General features: G+C 42.2%; 25 protein-coding genes. 21 read left to right on the top strand and 4 right to left on the bottom strand.

The window, feature by feature from the left end; all coding sequences use genetic code 11:
* The first annotated feature begins 11 nt into the window (after positions 1 to 11).
* Together QLQ22_RS08610 and QLQ22_RS08615 are read left to right on the top strand one after the other, a co-directional pair.
* The gene (locus tag QLQ22_RS08610) at positions 12 to 839 is read left to right on the top strand and encodes a sugar phosphate isomerase/epimerase family protein (protein ID WP_284016453.1); all 828 of its coding nucleotides are present in this window, start codon (positions 12 to 14) and stop codon (positions 837 to 839) included.
* A 24-nt stretch (positions 840 to 863) separates the two neighbouring features.
* Positions 864 to 1,958, top strand: a complete 1,095-nt coding sequence (locus QLQ22_RS08615) for a Gfo/Idh/MocA family protein (protein ID WP_223441264.1) — start codon at positions 864 to 866, stop codon at positions 1,956 to 1,958.
* Between the two features lie 50 nt (positions 1,959 to 2,008).
* Here the strand turns inward: QLQ22_RS08615 and QLQ22_RS08620 are convergent, their stop codons facing one another.
* Positions 2,009 to 2,638, bottom strand: a complete 630-nt coding sequence (locus QLQ22_RS08620; RefSeq protein ID WP_223441266.1) for a YitT family protein — start codon at positions 2,636 to 2,638, stop codon at positions 2,009 to 2,011.
* A 412-nt stretch (positions 2,639 to 3,050) separates the two neighbouring features.
* On the opposite strand from QLQ22_RS08620, the gene QLQ22_RS08625 reads away from it, so the two are divergent.
* Positions 3,051 to 3,917 carry an STAS domain-containing protein gene (locus QLQ22_RS08625; RefSeq protein ID WP_223441268.1) on the top strand — a complete coding sequence of 289 codons (867 nt, stop codon included), beginning with the start codon at positions 3,051 to 3,053 and terminating at the stop codon, positions 3,915 to 3,917.
* Between the two features lie 45 nt (positions 3,918 to 3,962).
* Here QLQ22_RS08625 and QLQ22_RS08630 read toward each other — a convergent pair whose 3' ends face one another.
* Positions 3,963 to 4,784, bottom strand: a complete 822-nt coding sequence (locus QLQ22_RS08630; protein WP_284016454.1) for a glycerophosphodiester phosphodiesterase — start codon at positions 4,782 to 4,784, stop codon at positions 3,963 to 3,965.
* Between the two features lie 127 nt (positions 4,785 to 4,911).
* Here QLQ22_RS08630 and QLQ22_RS08635 point away from each other — a divergent pair, with 127 nt between their 5' ends.
* From QLQ22_RS08635 to QLQ22_RS08655, 5 genes are all read left to right on the top strand, one after another.
* Positions 4,912 to 5,610, top strand: coding sequence for a response regulator transcription factor (locus QLQ22_RS08635; RefSeq protein ID WP_223441272.1), 699 nt, complete (start codon positions 4,912 to 4,914; stop codon positions 5,608 to 5,610).
* Positions 5,607 to 6,968 carry a sensor histidine kinase gene (locus tag QLQ22_RS08640; RefSeq protein ID WP_252208499.1) on the top strand — a complete coding sequence of 454 codons (1,362 nt, stop codon included), beginning with the start codon at positions 5,607 to 5,609 and terminating at the stop codon, positions 6,966 to 6,968. Before QLQ22_RS08635 ends, QLQ22_RS08640 begins: the two co-directional genes overlap by 4 nt.
* Before the next feature lie 55 nt (positions 6,969 to 7,023).
* Positions 7,024 to 7,725 (top strand): PepSY domain-containing protein, encoded by a 702-nt coding sequence (locus QLQ22_RS08645; RefSeq protein WP_223441274.1) that lies wholly within the window; start codon positions 7,024 to 7,026, stop codon positions 7,723 to 7,725.
* 172 nt (positions 7,726 to 7,897) lie between these two features.
* Entirely contained in the window at positions 7,898 to 8,455 is a 558-nt protein-coding gene (locus QLQ22_RS08650) for a PepSY domain-containing protein (protein WP_284016456.1), read from the top strand.
* A gap of 184 nt (positions 8,456 to 8,639) precedes the next feature.
* Positions 8,640 to 8,741 (top strand): YjcZ family sporulation protein, encoded by a 102-nt coding sequence (locus QLQ22_RS08655; RefSeq protein WP_223441278.1) that lies wholly within the window; start codon positions 8,640 to 8,642, stop codon positions 8,739 to 8,741.
* 350 nt (positions 8,742 to 9,091) lie between these two features.
* On the opposite strand, the gene QLQ22_RS08660 is transcribed toward QLQ22_RS08655, so the two are convergent.
* Both QLQ22_RS08660 and QLQ22_RS08665 read right to left on the bottom strand, forming a co-directional pair.
* Positions 9,092 to 10,615 (bottom strand): flotillin lipid rafts scaffold protein FloT, encoded by a 1,524-nt coding sequence (locus QLQ22_RS08660; protein ID WP_223441281.1) that lies wholly within the window; start codon positions 10,613 to 10,615, stop codon positions 9,092 to 9,094.
* Positions 10,612 to 11,163 carry an NfeD family protein gene (locus QLQ22_RS08665; protein ID WP_223443277.1) on the bottom strand — a complete coding sequence of 184 codons (552 nt, stop codon included), beginning with the start codon at positions 11,161 to 11,163 and terminating at the stop codon, positions 10,612 to 10,614. Before QLQ22_RS08665 ends, QLQ22_RS08660 begins: the two co-directional genes overlap by 4 nt.
* Before the next feature lie 164 nt (positions 11,164 to 11,327).
* Between QLQ22_RS08665 and QLQ22_RS08670 the strand changes: the two genes are divergently transcribed.
* From QLQ22_RS08670 to QLQ22_RS08730, 13 genes are all read left to right on the top strand, one after another.
* The gene (locus QLQ22_RS08670) at positions 11,328 to 12,428 is read left to right on the top strand and encodes a CdaR family transcriptional regulator (RefSeq protein ID WP_252208500.1); all 1,101 of its coding nucleotides are present in this window, start codon (positions 11,328 to 11,330) and stop codon (positions 12,426 to 12,428) included.
* 122 nt (positions 12,429 to 12,550) lie between these two features.
* Positions 12,551 to 13,819, top strand: a complete 1,269-nt coding sequence (locus QLQ22_RS08675) for a GntP family permease (protein WP_284016458.1) — start codon at positions 12,551 to 12,553, stop codon at positions 13,817 to 13,819.
* 12 nt (positions 13,820 to 13,831) lie between these two features.
* Positions 13,832 to 14,965, top strand: coding sequence for a glycerate kinase (locus QLQ22_RS08680; RefSeq protein ID WP_223441287.1), 1,134 nt, complete (start codon positions 13,832 to 13,834; stop codon positions 14,963 to 14,965).
* 374 nt (positions 14,966 to 15,339) lie between these two features.
* Positions 15,340 to 16,005, top strand: coding sequence for a response regulator transcription factor (locus tag QLQ22_RS08685; protein ID WP_284016459.1), 666 nt, complete (start codon positions 15,340 to 15,342; stop codon positions 16,003 to 16,005).
* A complete protein-coding gene (locus QLQ22_RS08690) occupies positions 16,002 to 17,360 on the top strand; it encodes a HAMP domain-containing sensor histidine kinase (RefSeq protein WP_284016460.1) in 1,359 nt (452 codons plus the stop codon). Before QLQ22_RS08685 ends, QLQ22_RS08690 begins: the two co-directional genes overlap by 4 nt.
* Before the next feature lie 217 nt (positions 17,361 to 17,577).
* Positions 17,578 to 18,522 (top strand): ABC transporter ATP-binding protein, encoded by a 945-nt coding sequence (locus tag QLQ22_RS08695; RefSeq protein WP_223441293.1) that lies wholly within the window; start codon positions 17,578 to 17,580, stop codon positions 18,520 to 18,522.
* The gene (locus tag QLQ22_RS08700) at positions 18,491 to 19,201 is read left to right on the top strand and encodes an ABC transporter permease (RefSeq protein ID WP_223441295.1); all 711 of its coding nucleotides are present in this window, start codon (positions 18,491 to 18,493) and stop codon (positions 19,199 to 19,201) included. Before QLQ22_RS08695 ends, QLQ22_RS08700 begins: the two co-directional genes overlap by 32 nt.
* A complete protein-coding gene (locus QLQ22_RS08705) occupies positions 19,198 to 19,917 on the top strand; it encodes an ABC transporter permease (protein WP_252208505.1) in 720 nt (239 codons plus the stop codon). The genes QLQ22_RS08700 and QLQ22_RS08705 overlap by 4 nt, the downstream gene beginning before the upstream one ends.
* 14 nt (positions 19,918 to 19,931) lie before the next feature.
* A complete protein-coding gene (locus QLQ22_RS08710; RefSeq protein WP_223441300.1) occupies positions 19,932 to 20,078 on the top strand; it encodes a hypothetical protein in 147 nt (48 codons plus the stop codon).
* A 550-nt stretch (positions 20,079 to 20,628) separates the two neighbouring features.
* A complete protein-coding gene (locus QLQ22_RS08715) occupies positions 20,629 to 20,820 on the top strand; it encodes a hypothetical protein (protein WP_284016462.1) in 192 nt (63 codons plus the stop codon).
* A gap of 157 nt (positions 20,821 to 20,977) precedes the next feature.
* Positions 20,978 to 21,703 (top strand): Bax inhibitor-1/YccA family protein, encoded by a 726-nt coding sequence (locus QLQ22_RS08720; RefSeq protein ID WP_284016464.1) that lies wholly within the window; start codon positions 20,978 to 20,980, stop codon positions 21,701 to 21,703.
* 424 nt (positions 21,704 to 22,127) lie between these two features.
* On the top strand, positions 22,128 to 23,219 hold the full coding sequence (locus tag QLQ22_RS08725) for a Gfo/Idh/MocA family protein (protein ID WP_223441306.1): 1,092 nt from the start codon (positions 22,128 to 22,130) through the stop codon (positions 23,217 to 23,219).
* 53 nt (positions 23,220 to 23,272) lie between these two features.
* Complete coding sequence (locus QLQ22_RS08730; protein ID WP_223441308.1) at positions 23,273 to 24,298, top strand: Gfo/Idh/MocA family protein; 1,026 nt, start codon at positions 23,273 to 23,275, stop codon at positions 24,296 to 24,298.
* Positions 24,299 to 24,309 lie beyond the last annotated feature (11 nt).

Consider the following 24,309-nt stretch of genomic DNA (forward strand, 5'->3'; position numbering starts at 1 on the left):
GAGGAATTAGAATGCTGACATTAACAGGCTTTGCTGATGAAATTTCACCAGACTTGCATGTTCAAATTGAAGTGCTGGAGTCTGAAGATATTCGATTTATTGAACTTAGGGGAGTATGGGGGAAAAATGTTCTGCAATTATCTGATCAAGAGTTAAGCAGCCTAAAAGAAGAATTGTTGAGAAAAGAAATACAACTATCTTCTATTGGTTCTCCAATAGGAAAAATCAATATTCTTGATGATTTCGATGAACATTTGATTCAATTTGACCGGGCTTTGTTTGCAGCTGATTATTTTCATGCAAAATATATTCGCATCTTCTCTTTTTTTATTCCTGATGGACATAACCCTGGTGCATATAGAGACGAAGTAATCAGCAGATTATCGGTTCTTGTGAAAAAAGCAGAGCAATCAGGGATTGTCCTTTTGCATGAGAATGAAAAAGAAATATACGGAGACAATGCGATTCGCTGCTTAGATATTCTGGAAACGATCAATTCACCTTATCTTAGAATGGCCTTTGATCCTGCAAATTTTGTACAATGCGGTGTAAAGCCCTATTCTGAAGCTTATCCTCTATTAAAATCATATGTTGAATATGTCCACATAAAAGATGCATTGTTTGAAAGCGGAAAGGTTGTGCCGGCAGGTAAAGGGGATGGAGAAGTAAGAGAACTGCTGCAAACGCTTAAAACAAGCGGATACGATGGATTTCTTTCGCTGGAGCCGCATTTGGCTGCTGCAGAAACATTCTCAGGATTTAGCGGGCCAGACTTATTTAAAGTTGCTGCAAAAGCTTTAAAGGATTTGCTGCAAGAAACAGAATCAAAGTGGAAGTAAGTATTCAGGAGAGGATGAAATCGGATGACTGAGAAGATACGATTTGGAATTATTGGATGCGGTGTAATTAGCGATACGCATCAATCACAAATAAGGGATATTGAGGAAGCTGTACTTGTTGCTGTTGCAGATGAAAACCCGGACAAAGCTAAAGCACTTGCGGACCGGGCTGACGCTGACTGGTATGTTGATTATAGAGAATTGCTGAAGCGGGAAGACATAGACGTTGTTTGCATTTTAACTCCAAGCGGTTCCCATAAATCGATTACCTTAGATGCTGCAAAAGCCGGAAAGCATGTCATCTGTGAAAAACCTATAGATACCACTCTTGAAAAAGCTTATGAAATGATAGATGCCTGTAAAAAAGCAAATGTGAAATTATCCATCATTTCACAGCACCGTTTTGATTCATCTACTATTGAAGTGAAAAAGGCAATAGATGAAGACAAGTTTGGAAAGATGATCCTCGGTCAGGCTGCGGTAAATTGGTACAGATCACAAGAATATTATGACAGCGGTGATTGGAGAGGCACTTGGAAAATGGATGGTGGAGGCGCATTAATGAATCAGTCCATTCATACAATTGATCTTCTGCAATATTTAATGGGTCCTGTTGAGAGTGTATTTGCACACGCAGCTACACTTGCTCATGAACGGATTGAGGTAGAGGATGTGGCTGTTGCAACGGTTAAGTTTCAAAGCGGTGCATTAGGTACAATCGTTGGCACGACAAGTGCATTTCCAGGTCTTTCAGCAAGGCTTGAAGTATTCGGCACATCAGGTACAGCTGTCATTGACAATGATAAACTTACTCATTTTTACTTAAAAGAGGCGGCTGAAAATTTGACAGACCATTATGGTGTTGAAGTACAAAACCTTGTAAAAAGTTCTGATGAAGAACAAGGAACAGGGGCGAATGATCCAGGTGCTATTTCTGGAAACTCTCATCGTGAGCAAATGCTTGATATGATTTCAGCTATTAAAGAGGATCGTGAGCCTTTAGTAAATGGTTTGGAAGGCATTAAACCACTGGAAATCATAGCAGCTATCTATCAATCTGCCAAAACCGGACAGCCTGTCTCCCTTGCATCTATTCGTCAACTTAAGACTGTTCAGTAAAAAAATTCAACACGAAAAAACACAAGCCTGAGGCTTGTGTTTTTTTATGCTTAAGCCGTAGCCGAAACCCGATCCTCTTCAGAATCTGCTGCCTGACTCTCACGCTCAAGCGGAGCTTTTTTATGATATCTTCCAAGAATGGCGGTCATCACAAAGATCGCCACAGCTGAATATGCAATTTGCAGCGGCCCGAAGACAAGGAGTGCTGAGCCGACGATCATGAGGTCGGTGATGAGCATCGTTTTGCCTGGGTTAAATCCGAATTTTTTCTCAAGGAAAATGCAGAGAATGTTCATCCCTCCTAAGGATGATCCGTTTCTGAACAGGAAGATCAGTCCGATGCCGATGGAGATTCCTCCAAGGATGGCTGCGATGACCGGATGTGGAAAATGGACAATGAAAGTTTGCTGCAGAAATTCTGAGGTAATGGACAAGATGCTGACGCTGATAAACGTCCGAAGGGCAAAGGCGATGCCTAGCTGGGTAACAGCGAGAGCATAGAATGGCAGATTGATAACAAAAAACAGGGTTCCGAATGAATAGGCTGTCAGATGCTGAGCTACGATGCCAAGACCGGCCGTTCCGCCAATCACCAATTCTGATGATGATAGCAAGTGAACGCCGAGAGACACGGCAAAACAGCCTATTAAGATGCTGACCCAACGAATTACATTTTGCATGTTTCCGGACGACTCCTTCTGTAGTTGATATGCTCATTATACATAAAGAATTTAGGTATTCTTTTGTTATTGAAAAATGGAAATGTTATGAAAATTAGTTGGAAACCCTTTCATTTTTTGGTATTCTACAAAGCAAATCCAGTTGGATAGAAGGGTTTTCCTCAGTATGCCGACATTTGCTTTGTAAGGGAGTTCATTTTATACAGCTTCTAAAAAAATTTGATGTGTTTCAACGGGGAAGTATGTCTAAATCCCACAGGATCATAACCAATTGTCAATGTCCTTTAATGGAGAAAAAACTTTTTAATCTTGGACGGTTTTAGTTTATCTATTCGGCAGATTGGGTATAGAGTAAAGTTTAAATGAACAAGTTAAGACAATCTAAGTTCATCAGAAAGGCTGGAAAAGATAGATGACAGAAATGCCTTTAGATTTGAGTACCCCGATTAAAAAGTATCGTAATTTTGATGAAGCGTCTGAAAGCATTCTTAAGATGATGAGCCAGTTTATTGAAATAAATACATTGTTTATTGCAAAAAATGATAAACATAAAAATGAGATTGTGAAGGTTCTGAATCAGGAATTGACTCTTTTGGAAGAAGGCTCCGAACTTCCATTTAACGAAACGTTCTGTAAATTGAGTGTTGAGAAGGGAAGAGAGGTACTGATCATTTCTGATTTAACCGGCAATGAATTGGCAAAAGATCTGGATGTAACAAAGAAACTTGGCGGGGGCTGTTTCATCGGAATTCCGATTTTCTATGAAAATGGTGAAAACTACGGAACGATTTGCGGTCTTGATACGTTGCCTTTTGCATTTACAGACAAGCATGTTGAGCTGTTCGAAACGATGGCATCCTTGCTGTCGTACGTTCTGGAGCTTGATAATGCCAACAAAGAAATTATTCATCTATCAGCCCCAATTGTTCCGATTACGCAGGGTGTGGCAATTCTGCCGATCATTGGCGATATCAGCGAATACCGTGCTGAAAAAATCATTCATACTGCCCTTTCACAAAGCACGGAATTATCTCTGCAATACTTAGTTATTGATTTATCAGGTATTCTCCAAATGAACGACGACGTAAGCTTCCATTTGTTAAACCTTGTCCAGATGCTTAAGCTTATAGGTGTAACTCCGGCTCTGACAGGTATACGGCCGGACCTGGCGATGAAAGCTGTGCAGCTTAATTTAAATCTGTCGAATGTGATGATTGGCGGGAATCTGGAGGAAATCCTGCACCGCATTGGTTTTACACTGAACCGGAATGAATCATGAACTTCATAATAAAAAGAAAAAGCATGAAGGTTCACTTCATGCTTTTTAAGCTTTAATATAATCCGGAAAATCCATTGTAATCCCGTCTAAATCAAGCTGCAGAAAGGCTTTTGCTGTTTTGCGGTCTCGAATGGTGTAGGGAATGATTTTCATATCGCGCTCATGAATGCGCGCTATTAGTTTTTTTGAGACCAGCCTTTTGTTTGGATTTACATAGTTTGCATAGGTTTTGTATTCATCGAGCTGTGCGTTTGATATTCCTTTTGGCGTGAATTTTACGAGTACACCAATCGGAATGGCTGGAGCGATTTCATGAAATCGTTTCATTGAATGGGTATCGAATGATTGGACAATGACTTTCGTCTGCCGATTTTCAATCAGACCTCTGCTTGCTAAAGCATCAAAGACTTTCTGTTCGATACCAGGATACAATGCTGGACTCTTCAATTCAATGAGCAGCCCGCATTTCTCAATATAGCGGTCGAGCACCTCGTCAAAAGTCGGGATTTTTTGTCCTGCAAACGAATCGTGAAACCAGCTTCCGGCATCGAGATTGCGGAGCTGCTGAAACGTTAGATCCCGTACGTTTCCTTTTCCATTTGTTGTTCTTTCTACTGAGTCATCATGGATGACCATTATACGGCCATCTTTGCTCAATTGCAGGTCAATTTCTATAAAATCTGCTTTCATCTCGACTGCTTTATCGCAGGATGCAATCGTATTTTCCGGTGCATAGCCTGAGGCCCCTCTATGAGCAACAGTCAGCATAGAGCGTGCTGCTCCTTTTTGAGGGTGAGGGGCTGCTCTTCTAATTATATAAACAGTTATCAATAAACAAAGGACGATGACAATGATGATGGTTTCCATAGATATACACCCCCGGTCAGCTTGTCTTTTCATAGTACCCCAGTTTATGAATCATTGCCAACAGGAAGGTAGAATCATACTTATTCTGTGATATACTTCAGTAAAAACGTTGTCAGGGGAGGCAGTTATGGAGAAAGAAAAAATCTTGATTGTAGAAGATGAAGTGAAAATTGCCAGAGTACTGAAGCTTGAACTGGAATTTGAAGGGTATTTGGTCCATTCCGTTCATGATGGTCTCGATGCGCTTGAACAGATTCGATCCTCTTCCTGGAATTTAATTCTTCTAGATGTGATGCTCCCTGGTTTGACAGGCATAGAGGTGCTTAGGAGGCTCCGTGCAAATGATCAGGAAACGCCTGTCATTCTTTTGACAGCCCGCGATTCGATTCCTGATAAAGTGAGCGGCCTTGATCAGGGAGCTAATGATTACATAACAAAACCATTTCAAATAGAAGAACTGCTTGCAAGAATCAGGGTTTGTCTGCGGACGAGCAAACCAATGCGTTTAGCAGCTGAAGAAGGTGTATTGAAGGCTGCCGATCTTACTGTGAATGAAAAAACAAGAGAAGTAAGGCGCGGGGAAGCAGAAATCGAATTAACGCCGCGGGAATTTGATTTGCTTGTTTATTTACTAAGCCATAAAAATCAAGTGATGAACCGGGAGCAGATCCTGAACGGAGTGTGGGGATTCGACTATTATGGCGATACAAATGTCGTTGACGTGTATATCCGGTATTTACGGAAAAAAATAGACAGCGAGTTTGACTTTGCGCTTATCCATACAGTCAGAGGTGTTGGATATTCGATCAAGGAGCCAGCTTCATGAAAATCAACCATAAAATTCAGCTTTTTTCAACTGTATGGATGCTGATTATTGTTCTTGCAATCAATGCTGCCATCTATTTTCTGTTTTTAACGATTGCCCAAAACAGCGAGCTTGATCGTTTAAAGCTTCAGGCCGAAGCGATCGCAGGAGCCATCAGACAGGATGAAAAGCAGCCTGTGAACTCATCAGACCTTTTAAGAGCTTATTTGCCTGCTGATGGCATGATCCGGATTATTAATGATCAATCAAAAGAGATTTTAGCTGTATCAAAAAATGCAGATTATCGAAACATCCTTTCTCCGGCATTTCGTTCATCGGAAAGCAGCGAAGTCGTCAAGGCTGAAGGCCGTTCTTTTGCGAAGGCTGCTGTTCCCGTTATTTGGATCGATGGGGAAGTTGTTCAGCTTGAGGTAACCGAAAACCTTGAGAACGTGAATGAAAATATGGATGTCTTGAAAATCGTTCTGGTCATCGCCTCGCTCCTGGTTTTGCTGCCTTCCTTCTTTGCAGGAAGAATGCTGAGCAGAATGATCTTAAAACCAATCAACTCATTAATTGGCACGATGGAGGAAATTGAGAAAAAAGAAACCTTTAAGAAAATCGAAGTCAGCGGACATTCTAAGGATGAACTGCAGCAGATGACAAACACGTTCAATAATATGATCGATCTTCTTCAAACGAATTTTGAAAAGCAGCAGCAGTTCATTTCCGATGCTTCACATGAATTGAAAACACCTTTAACCATTATCGAAAGCTATGCAAAATTACTGAAACGATGGGGGACAACAAAACCTGAAGTCATGGAAGAATCTGTTGAAGCCATTTACTCAGAAGCGGTGAGGATGAAAGAAATGACTGCGCAGCTTCTTCAGCTTGCTGAAAATGATACCCGCATGCAGCTCAACTTGGAAAAGATGGATCTTGTTTTGCTTTGTCATCAGGCAGGACGAACCATCGAACAGGTTTACAGCCGGCATGTCGACTTTCATTTTGATCAAAAAGAACTGTTCATCTCAGCAGACGAGCTTAAAATGAAACAGCTGCTGTTTATTTTGTTCGATAATGCGATGAAATACAGTTCGAAGAGCATCACATGTAAGGCTGAACAGAAGAATGAGCGGGTACATCTTTCGATTGCCGATCAGGGCATCGGTATTCCGGAGGAGGATCTTCAGCATGTTTTCGACCGCTTTTTCAGAGTAGATAAAGCACGAAACAGAGAAACAGGAGGGACAGGACTTGGTCTTTCTATTGCCCGAAAAATTGTTCATGCCCATGGAGGCGAGATATTAATTGAAAGCACAGAGGGGAAAGGGACAACTGTTCATCTTTATTTACAAAGTGAATCCTTCTCATGAAGTTTTAATCTTGAACGATTAAGATTTATTCATGGAGTCAAAAAAGGAGGAAACGATGAAAAGAAAATGGGTTATTATCAGCGTGTTTGTGATCATTGGGGTCATTGGAATCATCGGGATTGCTTCTGCCATGAAGGGTGACGTGAAGGTAACCGAAGCAGAGGCGCGGAATCTTATTGAGGCGCACTATACGGGAACGATTAAGAAAATATCGTTAACCAAATCAAATGGCAAAGACGTCTATCACGTGCGATTAGAAGAAAAGACGGGACTATACACTCTCGAAGTTGATGCAGGGACAGGGAACATTCAAAACCTGCAGCAGGTGAAGAAGGAATACCCTGAAAGGGAGGAAAAACCTGCACTCTCAGAAGCAGAAGCTAAAAAGCTTGCAGAGGAAATCTACAGCGGGAACGTTCAGGGCCTTACTTTGAAAGATAAGATCTACAGCATAACAGTTCTGACAAAAACAGAAGAAATTAAACTTGAAATGAATGCTGACAGCGGTAAGATTACATCAGAGGACAAAAGCAGCATTGAGAAAAACACAAAGCAGGTAAAACTGACAGAAGAGCAGGCAAAAAAAATCGCATTGGCTGAAGTGAACGGGGAAATAGAAGATATTGATCTAGAAGAAGAGGATGACAGTGTTTTCTATGAAGTCGAAATTGATTCGGGACAGCAGGAAGCAACCATCCAAGTTGACGCGTTTACAGGTAAGATTTTATCAGTAGCCATTGAAAATGAAGAAGATTAAAAAACACCTTTTGATGCTGTCAAAAGGTGTTTTTTTAAATTCTGGCAGGTTAGGATTCGCTAAATGATAAGAAATTCATGATTTTCTCATCGTTTTCTAATGTTTCTATCTCTTTTTTATCATTTTAGAGGGCTAAGATAAGGATGTAGAGAAAAACAAGGAGGAATAAAACATGAAATTAACAACGGCATTATTAACAGGAGCACTTGTCATAGGAGGAATTGGCGCAGGATCACAGTTTATCGGACCGAATGACCGTGTCCAGGCAGAAAAAAAGGCAGAAGAGCAAAATCTTAAAATCAGCTATGAGCAGGCAAAAGAAATCGTACAGAAAGAACAAAAAGGCAGCATTTCAGAAATGGAGCTTGAGCGTGAATCAGGTGCCTGGGTATATGACATCGAAGTTAAGTCGGAAGGAACAGATTATGATTTCCGCGTAAATGCAGACTCAGGAGAAATCACGAAAAAGAAACAGGACGATGACCGGCAGGATGACGACAGGGACGATTCAAACGTTGATTCAAAACAAGTGAAAATCAGTTTGGAAGAAGCAACGAAAATTGCTTTAAATGAAGCAAAAGGAACGGTTGAAGAAGCTGAACTTGAGGATGAAGACGGAGAGGCTGTTTACAGCTTTGAAATAAAGAGTGAAAACGGCAAAGAAGCAGAAGTTGAAATTTCGGCAGAAACCGGGAACGTTGTGAAAACAGAATGGGAAGATGAAGATTAATAGCAGAAACCGGGAAGGTTCTGAAAATAGAATGGGAAGATGAAGAATAACAGCATAAACCCTCAAATGTACTTAGGGCATTTGAGGGTTTTTTATGAAACTCCACTCTTGTCCTATGTCAATTCCTAGTATTCTACATATTTTGATAAAGAAAGTGACTAAAAGATGAAAGGGAGGAAGAGCAATGTCTGGTGGATACAACAATAGCTTCGCGCTAATTGTCGTATTATTTATTCTTTTGATCATCGTAGGAACTTCATTCTACGGCGGTAACGGCGGCTACTAATAATGGCAGGGAGCTGCTGATGATAAATCAGCGGCTCCTTTTTACATAAAACTTATTAGATACTCATTAGGGCACTTGTTGATTTTTGACAAAATGTGCGCAGCTTGGACAAAACAATCATACGAAATAATAGAATGTGAATAGAATGTCTTATGAGAAAGATGCTTTTCTCATAAGCCTCATGTTTGTAAGACACCTCTTCCTGCTTGCGCATGCTGAATCAGCATGCGATCTTTTATTGCCGAAAAATTGCAGAAAATATACTGTCATAGTCAAAATACAGTTTCATTCAGTCTGAATGAATGAAACACCTGGGTGACGTCCAGGCGTTTAAGAACTAGTCAGAAAGTCTATTCTTTTTTATCCATTTCTTTTTGCTGACTAACTGCAAGCTGATCGATGCTTTGTTTAATATTCCCTTTACCTGAGTAATTTTCAATCAGCTCTTTCATATCAATGCCAGAGGATGCTTTAAGGCTTTCCTGAAGGGAGCTCATCAGATTTGTTGCATAACTTGTGACTTTGTTGGCGCCGCTGTTTTCACCGCTGCCCCCAGTGTCAACGACCGTGATTTTATCAATATTGGACAGCGGAGCTGCTACTTGCTTCGCATATTCTGGCAGCATTTTCACAATCATGTCCAAAATCGCAGCCTGACCGTATTGCTCAAAGGCCTCTGCAATTTTTTCTTTTGCGACAGCTTCAGCGATCCCTTTCAGACGAATCACTTCAGCTTCTGTTTCCCCCTGAGCGCGCTGTGCTTCCGCTTTGGCTAATCCATCCATGCGGATTCGTTCTGCTTCAGCCCTTGCGAGTGTCTCAATCCGGTACTGGTTGGCATCTGCATCTGCAAGCTGTTTTGCTTTTTCAGCAGCCGCAGCCTGTTCGACGGAATATCGGTCTGCGTCTGCTTTTTTCTTAACTTCTGAATCATACTGAAGCTCGCGGCGCAGAATTTCTCTTTCTTCAAGTTCAATTTGCTTCTCTCGCTCGATGATTTTAACCTGCATTTCCTGCTCGGTTACTTGCTGCCTTGCTTTTGCGGTTTCAAGGTCATAGGCCTGATCGGCACTCGCTTTTGCCGTATCCTGATCTCTGCGGTACTCAGCCATTTTAAGCTGATTAAGCTTCTCCGCTTCAGCAATTTCCGTTGCCCGTTCAAGTTCGGATTTTTTCGCTTCTTTTGCTGCTTCTGCCTTTTTAATGCGGGTTTCTTTTTCTGCCTCTGCTGTTGCAATGTCAGCATCGCGCTTCACTTGTGCTATTCTAGGCTTTCCTAAAGAATCGAGGTATCCATTTTTATCACGGACATCCTTAATGGTAAATGAAACGATGACAAGACCCATTTTCGCGAGATCCTGAGAGGCCACTCGCTGTACTTCCTGAGAAAATTTTTCGCGGTTTTTGTAGATTTCCTCAACAGTCATCGAGCCTAGAATAGAACGGAGATGACCTTCTAAAACCTCACGGGCTTCCTGCTCTCGGTCTGTTTTTGATTTCCCGAGAAACTGTTCGGCAGCTGTTGCAATCTCCCCGATGGAACCCCCAATTTTAATAATTGCCGTACCATCTGCCATGACTGGAACACCCTGCTCGGTATAGACCTCAGGTGTGGAAACGTCAAGCTTGCTTGAAAGCAGGCTCAAAGGTTCTGCTTGCTGAAAGACAGGCAATACGAAGGTTCCGCCGCCGCGGACAATTTTAATTTTGTTGCTGTTTTCATCTGTATGAACGTTTTTGCTTCCCAGATAGCTTCCCGTTACAATGAGTGCTTCGTCTGGTCCTGCTGTCCGGTATTTCGTCACAAATACCGCAATTAAAGCAATTAGAATAAAAAATACGATACCTAAAACAATAATGATTGGCATGGTCATAGTGTGTCCCCCTTAAGTGATTCTTCGAATGGCTGATACGATGTAACAGATACGACGCTGTTTTTGCTTTCAATGACTAAAATCTTTGTTCCGCTTGGGATAGGGGTGTTATCAAAGCTTGCGGCAATTTTAGAAATAGAGCCGACACTGCTTGAGAGCAGCACTTCCCCGAATCCATTCACAGGAATGGACGTAATAACATGGCCTACGCGTCCCTTGAGTTCCGATTCATGATAAGAAAGGGATTCTTCCGCTGAGGATAGCGGCACTAATACAAAGATGTGAAGCAGGGTAACTAAAATTGCTGAGCTGAAAATGGAAATGAATACGGAAAGAAACGCTGAAAACAGAGCAGTCATTTCAAGAATGTATCCGCATGCAAAAAAGAAGGTCATAAATGCGAGGACAAGTGTCGGACTTAAAAACGGAATACCCCCGGTGATGCCTTCTACTGCATCTCCAAAAAAAACAAACAGCAAGGTCAAGCTTCCGGCAATGATTAGTCCGAATAAATAAATCGTCTCAATCGGGTAACCAAACATGAGTATCACCCTCTATCTTTTTCTTTTTGGAAAATTTTCCTTGAATTGGGTCCCTCTTACTTATACGATCTAATAGGCGTAAAGTTTCATCTTTTTGGAAAAATTGAATAATTGCCATTTCTTTTTTCAATGATAGAATTTAAGAAAACGGCCGGCAGGTGAAATCAGCAATGAATGAAAAACTCGCAAAAGAAATTGTAGCAAGAACGATGTCCATTATTCCTTACAACGTCAATGTAATGGATAAGGACGGAATCTTAATAGGCTCAGGTGATCATACGAGGCTTGGGGATGAACATCATGGGGCGCTTGCGGTTCTGCAGACAGGTGAAAAAGTAGTGTTTACAGAGGAGGACAGCAGGAATTATCCAAGAACAAAGCAGGGAGTCAATTTGCCGATCTTTTTTCATCAGGAATTAATCGGCGTCATAGGCATAACAGGAGATCCAGAAGTTGTGGCTCCGTTTGGCGAGCTTGTAAAAATGGCAGCTGAGCTCACAATCGAACAAGCCTATTTATCGGATCAGATGCGATGGAATGAAACATTGAAGCAGGAAACGCTGATTCAGCTCCTCAAAGGAGAAAAGCAGCAAACAAAGGAGTTTACAGAACGGGCAGGTCGGTTGAATCTAAACCTCTTTGTTGAACGGCAGGCTGTTCTTTTTCACCTTCCCGAACAAATCTCTTTAAAACAAAGACAGCTATTTATAAGAGAATTGGAGCATAAATCAGGCGCGAATGATTTAATCGTATCGACTTCGGCTGCTGAAATTGTATGGTTAAAAGAAAGCAAAACCCTACAACAATCTGTTTTTCCGGAAGAAATGAATGACATGCTGACACGAATGGAGCTTGGCATTTACGGTGCTCTCGGTTATCAGTATGACGGATTTTATGGTGTATCCATGTCTTATGAGAGCGCAAAAGAAACCTTGGATGCAGCAAAAAAACAATCCGCCCCGGATTTTTTCTATAAATATACGGACTGGGCTCTTTCCGTTTTGCTCCGAGATAAAAAAGATCAAAAAAAACATGCGCTGTTTAAACAGACTATGGATATTCTTCAGCAGTCAGACCGAAACGGGGAGCTGCTCCATACCTTAAGAGCATTCATTCAATTTGACGGGGACATGAATAAAACAGCTGAGGAGCTTTTTATCCACAGAAATACACTCAGGTACCGACTTGATAAAATAGAGGAGATAACTTCGTATAATCCGAGGAAGACGCTGGATTTGATGACCCTTTATGCGGCAATGCTGGTCACTTAGGTTGTGCATTTGCACAAGTGTGGCCGGTACTTGCTTTCTTTTTTTGTCAGCTGGAACAATGATTCCTCTTGTGGCAAGCGGTTACAATTATAGCGTTAGATTACTTATAAGGGGGAAAACCATTGGATATCCAAGTGAGTGCTTTCGGAGCGGTGTGCGCATTGATTGTTGCCATCTTTCTCATCTTAAAGAAAGTTCCTCCAGCATACGGCATGATGGCAGGGGCGCTGGCAGGGGGCCTGCATGGCGGAGTCAATCTGACGGAGACCATTGAATTGATGATCACCGGCGCCAAGGATATCACACCGGCTGTTCTTAGAATTTTAGCAGCAGGAGTTCTTGCAGGCGTGCTGATTGAATCAGGTTCTGCTTCTGTGATAGCAGATACAATCATTAAGAAAATCAGCGAGAAGCGCTCACTCCTTGCACTTGTCATTGCGACGATGCTTTTAACAATGGTTGGTGTCTTTGTTGATGTAGCTGTTATTACGATTGCGCCAATTGCACTTGCCATTGCAAAAAGAGCCAAGCTCTCAAAGCCCGCTATTTTGCTTGCGATGATCGGAGGAGGGAAGGCGGGAAACATCATGTCGCCTAATCCAAATACGATTGCTGCAGCAGATGCATTTGACGTGCCGCTTACATCCGTGATGGCAGCAGGTTTGATTCCTGCCGTCTTTGGAGTAATAGTGACATATATTTTGGCTAAAAGAATGGTTTTAAAAGGTGAACAGGTGAGCGCAGAAGAAATTACTGCTCAAGATAGTGCCAATCTGCCTTCGTTTGCAGCAGCAATCAGCGGACCAGCTGCGGCCATACTCTTGCTTTCACTCAGACCGGTATTTGACATTGCCATCGATCCCATTATTGCTTTGCCCCTTGGCGGTATTGTCGGAGCGATTGCGACTAAGAACTTCCTCCGGCTGACAGATTTTGCATCGTCTGGCCTTTTGAAAATGTCAGGTGTTGCGATCATGCTCATCGGAACAGGGACTCTTGCCGGAATTATTGCGAATTCAGGTCTTAAGGATGTTATTGTATCAGGTCTGAGTGCATCTGGCCTGCCAGCATATATTCTGGCTCCGGCATCAGGTATCTTAATGTCGATGGCAACTGCCTCGACAACAGCGGGTACAGCAGTAGCGAGCAGTGTCTTTGCTCCTGCTATTTTGGAAATAGGCATCTCCGGACTGGCAGGAGCAGCCATGGTTCATGCGGGGGCTACCGTACTTGACCATCTCCCGCACGGAAGCTTCTTTCATGCAACAGGAGGCAGTGTTTTTATGGGGATGAAAGAAAGAATGAAGCTGATCCCCTATGAATCTTTAGTAGGATTCACGCTTGCGGTAATCTCTACCTTAATATTTGGCGTATTTAAACTATTAGTATAGGAGCTGAGAGATTTGAAGATTGTTATAGCACCGGATTCATTTAAAGAAAGCATGACGGCGCTTGAGGTTTGCGAAGCGGCAGAACGCGGGTTAAGACGTTCACTTCCTGAAGTTCAGACGGTGAAAATTCCTATGGCTGACGGCGGAGAAGGAACGGTGCAGGCATTGGTCGATGCTACAAATGGAACGTTTACTTCTTTGACTGTAACAGGACCATTAGGGCTTCCTGTAGAAGCTGAATACGGGTGGCTTGGAGATCAGTTGACTGCTGTCATTGAAATGGCGTCCGCTTCAGGGCTTCATCTAGTCCCTCCCGAAAGAAGAAATCCATTAATGACGACAACTGCGGGGACTGGCGAGCTAATAAAAGATGCTGTGCAAAAAGGTGCGAAGCATATAATCATCGGAATTGGCGGAAGTGCAACGAATGACGGCGGCATGGGTATGGCTCAGGCACTGGGAGTGAAATTCCTTGATTCAGAGGGGGCAGAATTATCGTATGGCGGCGGTGCTTTATCTAAGCTTGCAAAGATTGATGCTTCTAAAATGATGAAAGAATTATCAGGTGTAACCATAGATGTTGCCTGTGATGTTGATAATCCATTGACAGGTCCGACTGGTGCTTCTGCCATATTTGGTCCGCAAAAAGGAGCAACAGATGAAACAGTTGCCGTATTAGACCGAAATCTCTCACATTATGCCTCTCTTATTCTAAAAGAGACAGGAAGGGATGTTGAAAAAATAGAAGGATCGGGTGCAGCAGGAGGACTGGGAGCGGGACTGCTAGCCTTTTTGAATGCCAATCTAAAGCGCGGTGTCGATATTGTCATTGAAACTGTAAAGCTTGAGCAGCATATGGCGGAAGCTGATCTCGTCATAACGGGCGAAGGCAGAATTGACGGACAAACCATTCACGGCAAAACGCCTGTCGGTGTATCTAAAACAGCCAAGAAGCTGAATATTCCAGTCATTGCGATTGCCGGGTCGATAGGGGATGGCTATGAAAAAGTGCATGAAGAGGGAATCAGTTCTGTGTTTTCCATCGTGCCTGGAATTGTATCATTGGAAGAGGCGCTGAATAGAGGCCCTCTTTATGTAGAGAACCTGATGTTTAATCTGGGACAGGTTTTAAATTTAAAAAGATGAGCAAAAAACCGGTATTCTAATACCGGTTTTTTGCTGGTATCGCAGACTTTTCATCCGGTGAAGCAGCAGGTTGTCTGTGCTTTTATTTTTCCCGGGAATTCCAGAGTCTCTCTTTGTTCTTTTCTCAACAGGCACTACTTTAATATTAGCAATCGTTGGTGTCCACATATATGTCTTATTATGAGTGTTGTAGATAACTGGATAGATTGCCGCCTTTTTATTTGCTAAATAGGAAGCTGTTTGTCCCCTGTATAGATAGAACACGCGAAAATGCGACAAAATACACTATTTTTCTGCAATCATACAAATTTTTATTCTCTCTTTTCAAGATCATCCATATTTTGTAACATTAAAGGTGAGGAGATGAAAGCAACTTGAATATTTTATACATAGAAGATGATCTGGAAATCGGAAGCTGGGTGAAAAGTGAGCTTCTGCAAAAGGGATATTCCGTGGAATGGATAACCACCGGGCTGTCATTACAGGATGACAAAAGGTATGATTTGCTCATCCTGGATGTTATGCTTCCAGGGCTTGACGGGTTTTCGTTAGGAAGAAGATTTAAAAAGAAAAACCCGGATACGCCAATTCTGATGCTGTCTGCAAGAACATCGATCGATGATAAGCTTGAGGGGCTTGAGTTCGCAGATGATTATCTGACTAAGCCTTTCCACCCCGAGGAACTTGTTAAAAGGGTTGAGGTGCAGCTGAGAAGATATCATAAACTGGAGTCTGAAAAAATGATTCTCAAGCATCTTGAAATCGATCAGGCGAACCGACTTATTCGGAATGCCGAGACCGGAGAAGAAATTATCTTAACAGGAAAGCAATATCATATTTTTACATGTTTCCTGCAGCATTTAAATCAAATTCTGACAAAAGAGCAGCTGTTTGAGCATGTATGGGGCGAGCCATTTTTAGACGGAGACAAGACATTGATGGTGCATATCCGCTATTTGCGCGAAAAAATTGAAAAGAATCCTTCTGAACCTGAAATCATTGAAACGGTCAGAGGAGTCGGCTACAGGGTGAGGGGATGAAATGGCACAGATCGCTGCAATTTAAATACCTTTCTATTATTCTTGCAGCTGTGCTCTGTATCCCCATTTCTTTTTCTCTTGCTTCCGCCTTGGTTTATGTCCCTGGAGTTTTTCTTGAAAAAGAAACGGTGCATCCTTATGAGGGCTATAATGAACTCACCGAGATGTGGCATAAAGAGGCAGGTCAGCTTAAAGCTGCAAATGATATAGAAGTTGCAGAAAAGCTCCAATCTCTTCATAAAAAATATCCAGGCTCTCAGCTGTTTTGGGTAGATAAAGAAGGCAGAACAAGAGAGAGTTTCTCATATAAAGAGGAGCTCCCTGATATCTGGACGCCAAGTTATACAATCTCCTATATGAAAAACAGCTTTGATGCTGATCCATTTACAGTTGTCGCTTTTATAGGAGACGATAAAGATAAAGGGTTTATGGTGATCAGAGTGGACCGCATGATGCTCGAGCCTCCGATTCAAAGATTGGGGTATCAATATGACGCGATTTATTTTACCGTGCTCGCCGTGCTTATGCTCGCTTTTTTATTTCTATCATGGCTATTTTTCAAACGGCTCCATAAACGGATTCTTCGTCTTAAAGAAGCTATGAAGAGAAAAGATCATTCCGGGCTTCCTCTCCCTATTGCACTATCAAATAAGGATGAAATTGGAGAGCTTGAAGAAAGTTTTAATAACATGATAAAAGAACTCGAGGAAAGCAGAGAACGCGAGAAGAGGGAAGAGAAAATACGCAAGGACTTAATGGCAAGTCTCTCTCATGATCTTAGAACGCCGCTAACCACTATGCGTGCTCATCTTTTTAGTGTCAAAAAAGAGTCTGTCACAGAAGCAGGATTGGAGGCTGCCCGGGCAATCGATGAAAAAATAGATTTTATCAGTGCGCTGATTGATAATCTATTTTCTTATACGCTTCTGTCATCCGGAAAGTATCACTATCATCCTAAAGAAATTAATCTCAGCCGGTTTGTTCGAAAAAAGGCAGCGGAGTGGTACCCTGTCTTTGAACAACATAGGTTTGAGGCGGAGATCGATCTTGAGCCGGATACAATCATCTGGTTTGCAGATCCTGAATGGATTGAGAGAATCCTGGATAATCTGCTCCAGAACATCATTCGCCATGCAGATGAAGGCAAGTATGTAGGCATAACTGTCCGCCAAACGGAATTCGGACAGTATATTATGATTCGAGACAGGGGAAATGGCTTCCGTCAGGACAGCGGCAATAAAGGAGCGGGCATCGGACTGACAATCGTTGAGATGATGACAAAAAAAATGAATCTCACATTCAGAATTGATTCGGACAGCAGCGGAACTGTTATCTCCATATTGAAAGAAACATAAACGTCGTTCAGGCGTTTTTTTTTTTGTGACCAGCGAGTATAACTTCAGGTTTTAACTTAATTTTTTAAGCAATCACCCCTTATTTTGAATGGAGTTCTTTTCTTTTTGCCGGTGCTGAACAGCCGGTTCCGATTTTCTTAATTTTAAACAAAATTTAACCCGAATCATCACCGCGTTTTAACTCTCATCTTTTAATCTGATGAAGAGGTGATAATAAATGGCGGAATTGATGATTTTAACCACAAATCTAACAAAGGTTATTAAGAAAAAAACCATTGTGGACAGTTTGGATATGAAGATTGAAAAAGGGGAGATATATGGCTTCTTAGGGCCGAATGGAGCGGGAAAAACTACAACTATTAAAATGCTTCTTGGACTTATGAAACCAACTGGGGGAACAATCGAGCTTTTTGGAAAGAATGCAGCTGACCATCAGCTTGAATCGTTGCGGAAAATGGGGTCTCTCGTTGAGTCCCCTTCTTATTACGGGCATTTAACCGCACGTGAGAATTTAGAGACAATCAGGAAAATTCTGCAGGTGCAAAAAAGCCGAATCGATGAAGTGCTGTCCATAGTCAGATTGACGAATGACAGTAATCGACCAGTAAAAGGGTTTTCTTTAGGGATGAAGCAGCGTCTTGGAATTGCGTCCGCCATCCTTGGAAATCCTGAGCTTCTTATTTTGGATGAACCGACAAACGGTCTGGATCCTTCAGGTATTCATGAAATGCGGGATCTTATTAAGAGGCTGCCGAGAGAATACGGAATGACCGTTTTAATCTCCAGTCATTTACTAAGTGAAATCGATCAAATGGCAACAAAAGTAGGAATTATTTCTAAAGGAAAGATGATTTTTCAGGATTCGATCAGCAAGCTGAAAAGCAAAGCGAAGGAACAGGTGATCATCAGGACGGGAAATTCGGTCAAGGCAGCATCTTTGCTGCTTTCAAATGGGCAAACGGCAGAGCAAAGCGGAAAATCTGTTATTTTGCGTGATATGACAGATAGCAGAATCGCCCAAGTGATTGCCTTATTAGTTAAGTCAGGAATTGAGGTCTACAGGGTCGAAGAGAAACGGAAATCGCTGGAAGAGATCTTTTTGGATTTAACAGGCGAAGGAGGGAACGTTCATGATGTCCATTCTAAAAGCCGATCTTCTTAAAGTGAAACGAAAATGGTTCTGGCTCTTGGTTTTTCTGGGACCTTTTGGTGTCATTGCCCTCCAGCTGGTGAATTACGGGGTTCGCTATGACTACTTGATGCAGCAGGAGCCGGATGTTTGGGCGGGACTTCTTGATAATATTAACATGTTTGTTGCGCCAGCGCTTCTGCTGGGAATGACCATTCTCGCTTCGCAGATTGCCGCAATCGAACATCAGCAAAGTTCCTGGAAGCAGCTGCTCAGCCTGCCAGTTCAAAGAGGGTATGTGTTTCTGTCAAAATTAGCGGTTGCAGCGATCATGATTTTTATTTCCTCTACCTTGTTGTTTATTGGAACTGTGTTTTTTGGTATAGGATTACACTTCGGATTGGATATTCCATTCCTTGCAGTTATTAAAAATAGCTATTATCCTTTTTTTGCGGGAATTCCTATTTTATGTCTGCAAGTATGGCTGTCTGTTGTGATGCAGAATCAGGCATTTCCGCTCGCTGCAGGCGTCTTTGGTGCCGTCTTTTCAATGACGGCAGCATTTGCTGCACCGGACTGGATTCCGTGGAAATGGCCATTGCTTGTCGGAGAGCATGATCCAATTTGGTACGCTGTGGCAGGAATGATTACAGGGTCCGTTATCTTGATCGCAGGACTGATGGATTTTGTCAGAAGAGAGGTGCTGACATGATGATGCAGCTGCTGTCGGCAGAGCTGCTGAAGCTTCGGAAAACCAAGGTTCTCAGCTTGTTGTTCGTGAGTCCGCTTTTTGCAGGAGTGCTTGGATTTAAGTTAGGCCAGATTGAGGGTATTTCAAATGAATGGCTCTCGCCTTTGCTGATTATGGTGCCGGCGCATGCTCTGATTTTACTCCCGCTGATGATTGGGATTTTAACAAGCTTTCTCTGCAGATATGAACATCTGCAAGGCGGATGGAAGCAGCTTCTCAGTCTGCCTGTAAGCAGGGTCAGTGTTTTTATGTCTAAATGGCTGATGATTACGCTCCTGATATTGATCAATCAGCTTTTGTTTATGACAGCATGGATTCTGGTTGGAGCTGTTAAAGGATATTCGGATCCGTTCCCAGCCGATATTTTTATCAAACTGCTGACAGGCGGTTTTCTGGCTGCCCTGCCTCTTGCCGCACTATTTCTTTGGGTATCCATGGCATGGACTAGTTTTGCCGCCCCATTGGCGCTCAATGTGATGTTTACACTTCCAAACATAATGATCATCAACTCAGAAAAAATCGGTCCATATTATCCATGGGCGCAGCCGTTTTTGGCAATGATGCCCCAGAACGAGGGATTCTTTATCACGGAAATATCCTTCTATCTTTCCATAGCCTGCGGGTTTGTCTGTTTTTTTACAGGAAGCTTTTATTACATTAAAAATAAAGCTGTTTAGATGGAGACCGCTGTATGGCGGTCTTTTTTTTGTTGCTTGCCGTAACCAAATGGCTATGCCGTGTAAAACGTGCGTCAAAGCAGGTGAATGGAGCAGAAAAATCGTCAAACTCTAGAAAGAAGTGCGTCAAAACAGGTGAATGGAACAGAAAAATCGTCTAACTGTAGAAAGAAGTGCGTCAAAGCAGGTGAATGGAGCAGAAAAATCGTCTCACTGTAGAAAGAAGTGCGTCAAAGCAGGTGAATGGAGCAGAAAAATCGTCTAACTGTAGAAAGAAGTGCGTCAAAACAGGTGAATGGAACAGAAAAATCGTCTAACTGTAGAAAGAAGTGCGTCAAAGCAGGTGAATGGAGCAGAAAAATCGTCTCACTGTAGAAAGAAGTGCGTCAAAGCAGGTGAATGAAGCAGAAAAATCGTCTAACTGTAGAAAGAAGTGCGTCAAAACAGGAGAATGGAGCAGAAAAATCGTCTCATTGTAGAAAGAAGTGCGTCAAAGCAGGTGAATGGAGCAGAAAAATCGTCTAACTCTAGAAAGAAGTGCGTCAAAGCAGGTGAATGCAGCAGAAAAATCGTCAAACTCTAGAAAGAAGTGCGTCAAAACAGGTGAATGGAACAGAAAAATCGCCTCACTGTAGAAAGAAGTGCGTCAAAACAGGTGAATGGAACAGAAAAATCGCCTCACTGTAGAAAGAAGTGCGTCAAAGCAGGAGAATGGAGCAGAAAAATCGTCTAACTGTTGAAAGAAGTGCGTCAAAACAGGAGAATGGAGCAGAAAAATCGTCTAACACTAGAAAGAAGTGCGTCAAAACAGGTGAATGGAGCAGAAAAAGTGCCTCAAATATAGAAAGATTATATAGAAAGAATTTAAAAAGAATGAAAAAAGAAAAAGATTCATACTTCTGATACTCATACTATATTTCTCTTTTTAATGTCAGCTAAGAAGATTTTCATATCCTGCGAAGAAATGAGATATACTAAAACTAGTAAACTATTTCGTTCATGAAACCTTTTGGCCGATAGAACGTATTACATTCATACTCAAAAGAGAGGAAGATACTGCTTGAGAACTTCAAATCCAGCTTTAAAAGCTTTTACAAAACGGGAAGGGTCCTACTCCAGCAAGCCGATGACGCTGATGGGAGCGATTAATAAATCATTTTTGCTGCTGTTTATTTTAATCACTGCTGCCGGTGCAGCCTGGTATTACAGTGCACAGGGCCAGGATGTGACGGCCATTATGATTGGAGGGGCGATTGGCGGATTTATCGTAGCGCTGATTGTCAGCTTTGTTCCTAAAACGGCACCTGTGCTGGCACCTGTTTACGCAGTGCTTGAGGGGATGTTTGTTGGAGGAATATCGGCTTACTATTCATCCCTGTATGAAGGAATCGTCATGCAGGCCGTGCTTCTTACAGCAAGTGTTTTCCTTGCCTTGCTGCTTGCTTACCGTTCAAGGTTAATCAAAGTAACACGCAATTTCAGATTAGGGGTTGTCGCTGCTACAGGCGGAATTCTGATCATGTATTTGCTGTCTTTTGTACTTGGCTTCTTCGGAGTAACGGTTCCATTTTTGCATGATGCCTCTCCGATTGGCATTTTAATTTCAGTTGCCATCATGATCGTTGCGGCACTGAATCTGGTTCTGGACTTCGACTTTATTGAAAATGGTTCGAAGGCAGGGCTTCCAAAGCATATGGAATGGTATGCGGGATTTGCCCTTCTTGTCACACTAGTCTGGCTGTATCTTGAGATTCTCCGCCTGCTTGCCAAGCTGCGCCGGAACTAATATTAAATGCCCGCTGACAGTCAGCGGGCATTTTCTCATTTTATTTGAATTCTTGTCTTTTTTTCTATAAAAATTCGGGTAGCAGAATCCGATTGCCTGTTATAATCGGCAATGAAAATTGAAAAAGTATCAGAAAAAGTTTAATTCCCGCTATTAAAAACGGCATTTGCTGCCTCTAATCATTAGACTTCAATCTTCCAAAAAAGTTTTAAAAACATGTAACTTTTTTCAGATTACATGAAAAATAAATTTATTGAATAATATTTTTAAATTTTTATTTAATTAAAAGCGCTTTCATGATAGAATGAATTTGTCGAAACGTTTCACATTGAATTCCGCTTATTAAATAAAGGAATTATTACATATTTTTTAATTTGATGTGAAACGTTTCATTCATAAATCGGAAATAACTCGGAGGTGGACAATGAGTACGATTGTTCGAGTTGGAATTATCGGGTGCGGGGGAATAGCGACCGGAAAGCATATGCCTGCTCTCGCACGACTTAAGAATGTTCAGATGGTGGCTTTCTTTGATCTTGTGGAAGAAAGAGCCATTGAAGCGAAAATGCAATATGGATCAGAGATGGCCGAACATTATACGGACTTTAAAGAATTGCTTGCAAATCCGGGAGTGGATGTTGTCCACGTTTGTACGCCGAATGATTCGCATTCAGACATTTCAATAGCAGCATTGGAAGCAGGGAAGCACGTGATGTGCGAAAAGCCGATGGCTACTTCTGCTGCTGAAGCTCGAAAAATGCTTGAGACGGCAAAGCGCACGGGGAAGAAATTATCAGTTGCTTACCAGAACCGCTACCGGGCGGACAGCCTGCATCTAAAATCACTTTGCGAAGAAGGCGAGCTTGGTGATATCTATTTTGCAAAAGCTCATGCCATCAGAAGACGTGCAGTCCCGACTTGGGGCGTGTTTTTGGATAAAGAAAAGCAGGGCGGAGGTCCATTGATCGACATCGGCACTCATGCACTTGATCTGACGTTATGGATGATGAATAATTATGAGCCGAAAATGGTTGTCGGAACCGCTTTTCATAAACTTGGCACAAGAGAAAATGCAGCAAACATCTGGGGCCCTTGGGATCCTGAAAAATTTAAAGTCGAAGATTCCGCGTTTGCCTACATTACCATGCAAAACGGTGCAACAATCTTCCTTGAATCAAGCTGGGCGCTGAATTCTTTGAACGTCGGGGAAAGCAAATGCACCCTGATGGGAACAGAAGGCGGAGCTGATATGGAAAATGGCCTGCGCATCAATGGCGAGCGGCACGGCAAGCTTTATACGACAATGGTGGATTTAGACGAATCAGGTGCATCTGTCGAAGACGGCAAGCTTGAAAGTGAAGCAGATATTGAAGCAAGACTTTGGATTGAAGCAATTATTGAAGATATAGATCCGGTTGTAAAACCTGAACAAGCCCTTATCGTAACCGAAATTTTGGAAGCGATTTATAAATCGTCAGAAACAGGCGAACCTGTTTATTTTGAAAAAAAAGAGTAGATTTTTGATACAGGAATCGATTTCATAACTTAATCCTCAGGAGGAAAAAAATCATGAAAACTTTAAAAATCGGCGTTATCGGCTGCGGAAGCATTTCAAAGCACAGACATTTACCAGAATATGCAGGCAACAAGTATGTGGAAATAGCAGCAGTCTGCGATATTAATGAAGACCGTGCGAACCTCACTGCACAGCAATACAAAGCTAAAGCATTCACAGACTACAGAGAGCTTCTTGCACTTGAAGAGATCGACGCTGTAAGCGTTTGTACTCCAAATGCGCTTCATGCCCCAATTTCAATTGATGCTTTAAATGCAGGCAAGCATGTTCTTTGCGAAAAGCCAATGGCAACTTCAAAAGAAGAAGCAGAAGCGATGATCGCAGCTGCAAAAGAAAATAACCGCAAGCTGATGATCGGTCATAACCAGCGTTTTGTGCCATCACATGAAAAAGCTAGAGAGCTTATTAAAAATGGAGAAATCGGCAAGGTATTTTCTTTCCGCACAGCATTTGGCCATGGCGGTCCTGAAGGCTGGAGTGCTGACGGACGCGACAGCTGGTTCTTCAAGAAAGAAGACGCATTTATCGGAGCAATGGGAGACCTTGGTGTTCATAAAGCGGACTTAATGCGCTACATCCTAGGCGAAGAAGTGACTGAAGTTGCAGCATTCGTTGATACAGTTGCTAAAGAAGGCGCAGATGTAGATGACAATGCAGTATGCGTTTTAAGAACAGAAAGCGGCATTATGGGATCCCTTGCAGCAAGCTGGTCTTACAACAAAGAAGATAACGCAACAGTCATTTACGGTGAAAAAGGGGTTCTTCGTTTAGAAGATCATCCAGAGTACTCATTAATTGCTCAATATAAAACAGGTGAAGTTGTAAACTATGAATTAGGCAAAATTCAATCAAACGATGAAGGCGGACAAACTTCTTCAAAAGTCATTGATAAATTCATAGACAGCATTATCGGCAATACAGAGCCGGCTGTTTCCGGTGAAGAAGGCTACAAATCTCTTAAAATTGTTCTTGGCGCATTAGAGTCAAATGAAAGCAAAACAATCGTAAAACTTTCATAAGGGGGAAAAAT

It is taken from the genome of Metabacillus hrfriensis (assembly GCF_030127205.1).
GTDB classification, from domain to species: Bacteria; Bacillota; Bacilli; order Bacillales; family Bacillaceae; genus Bacillus_P; species Bacillus_P dongyingensis.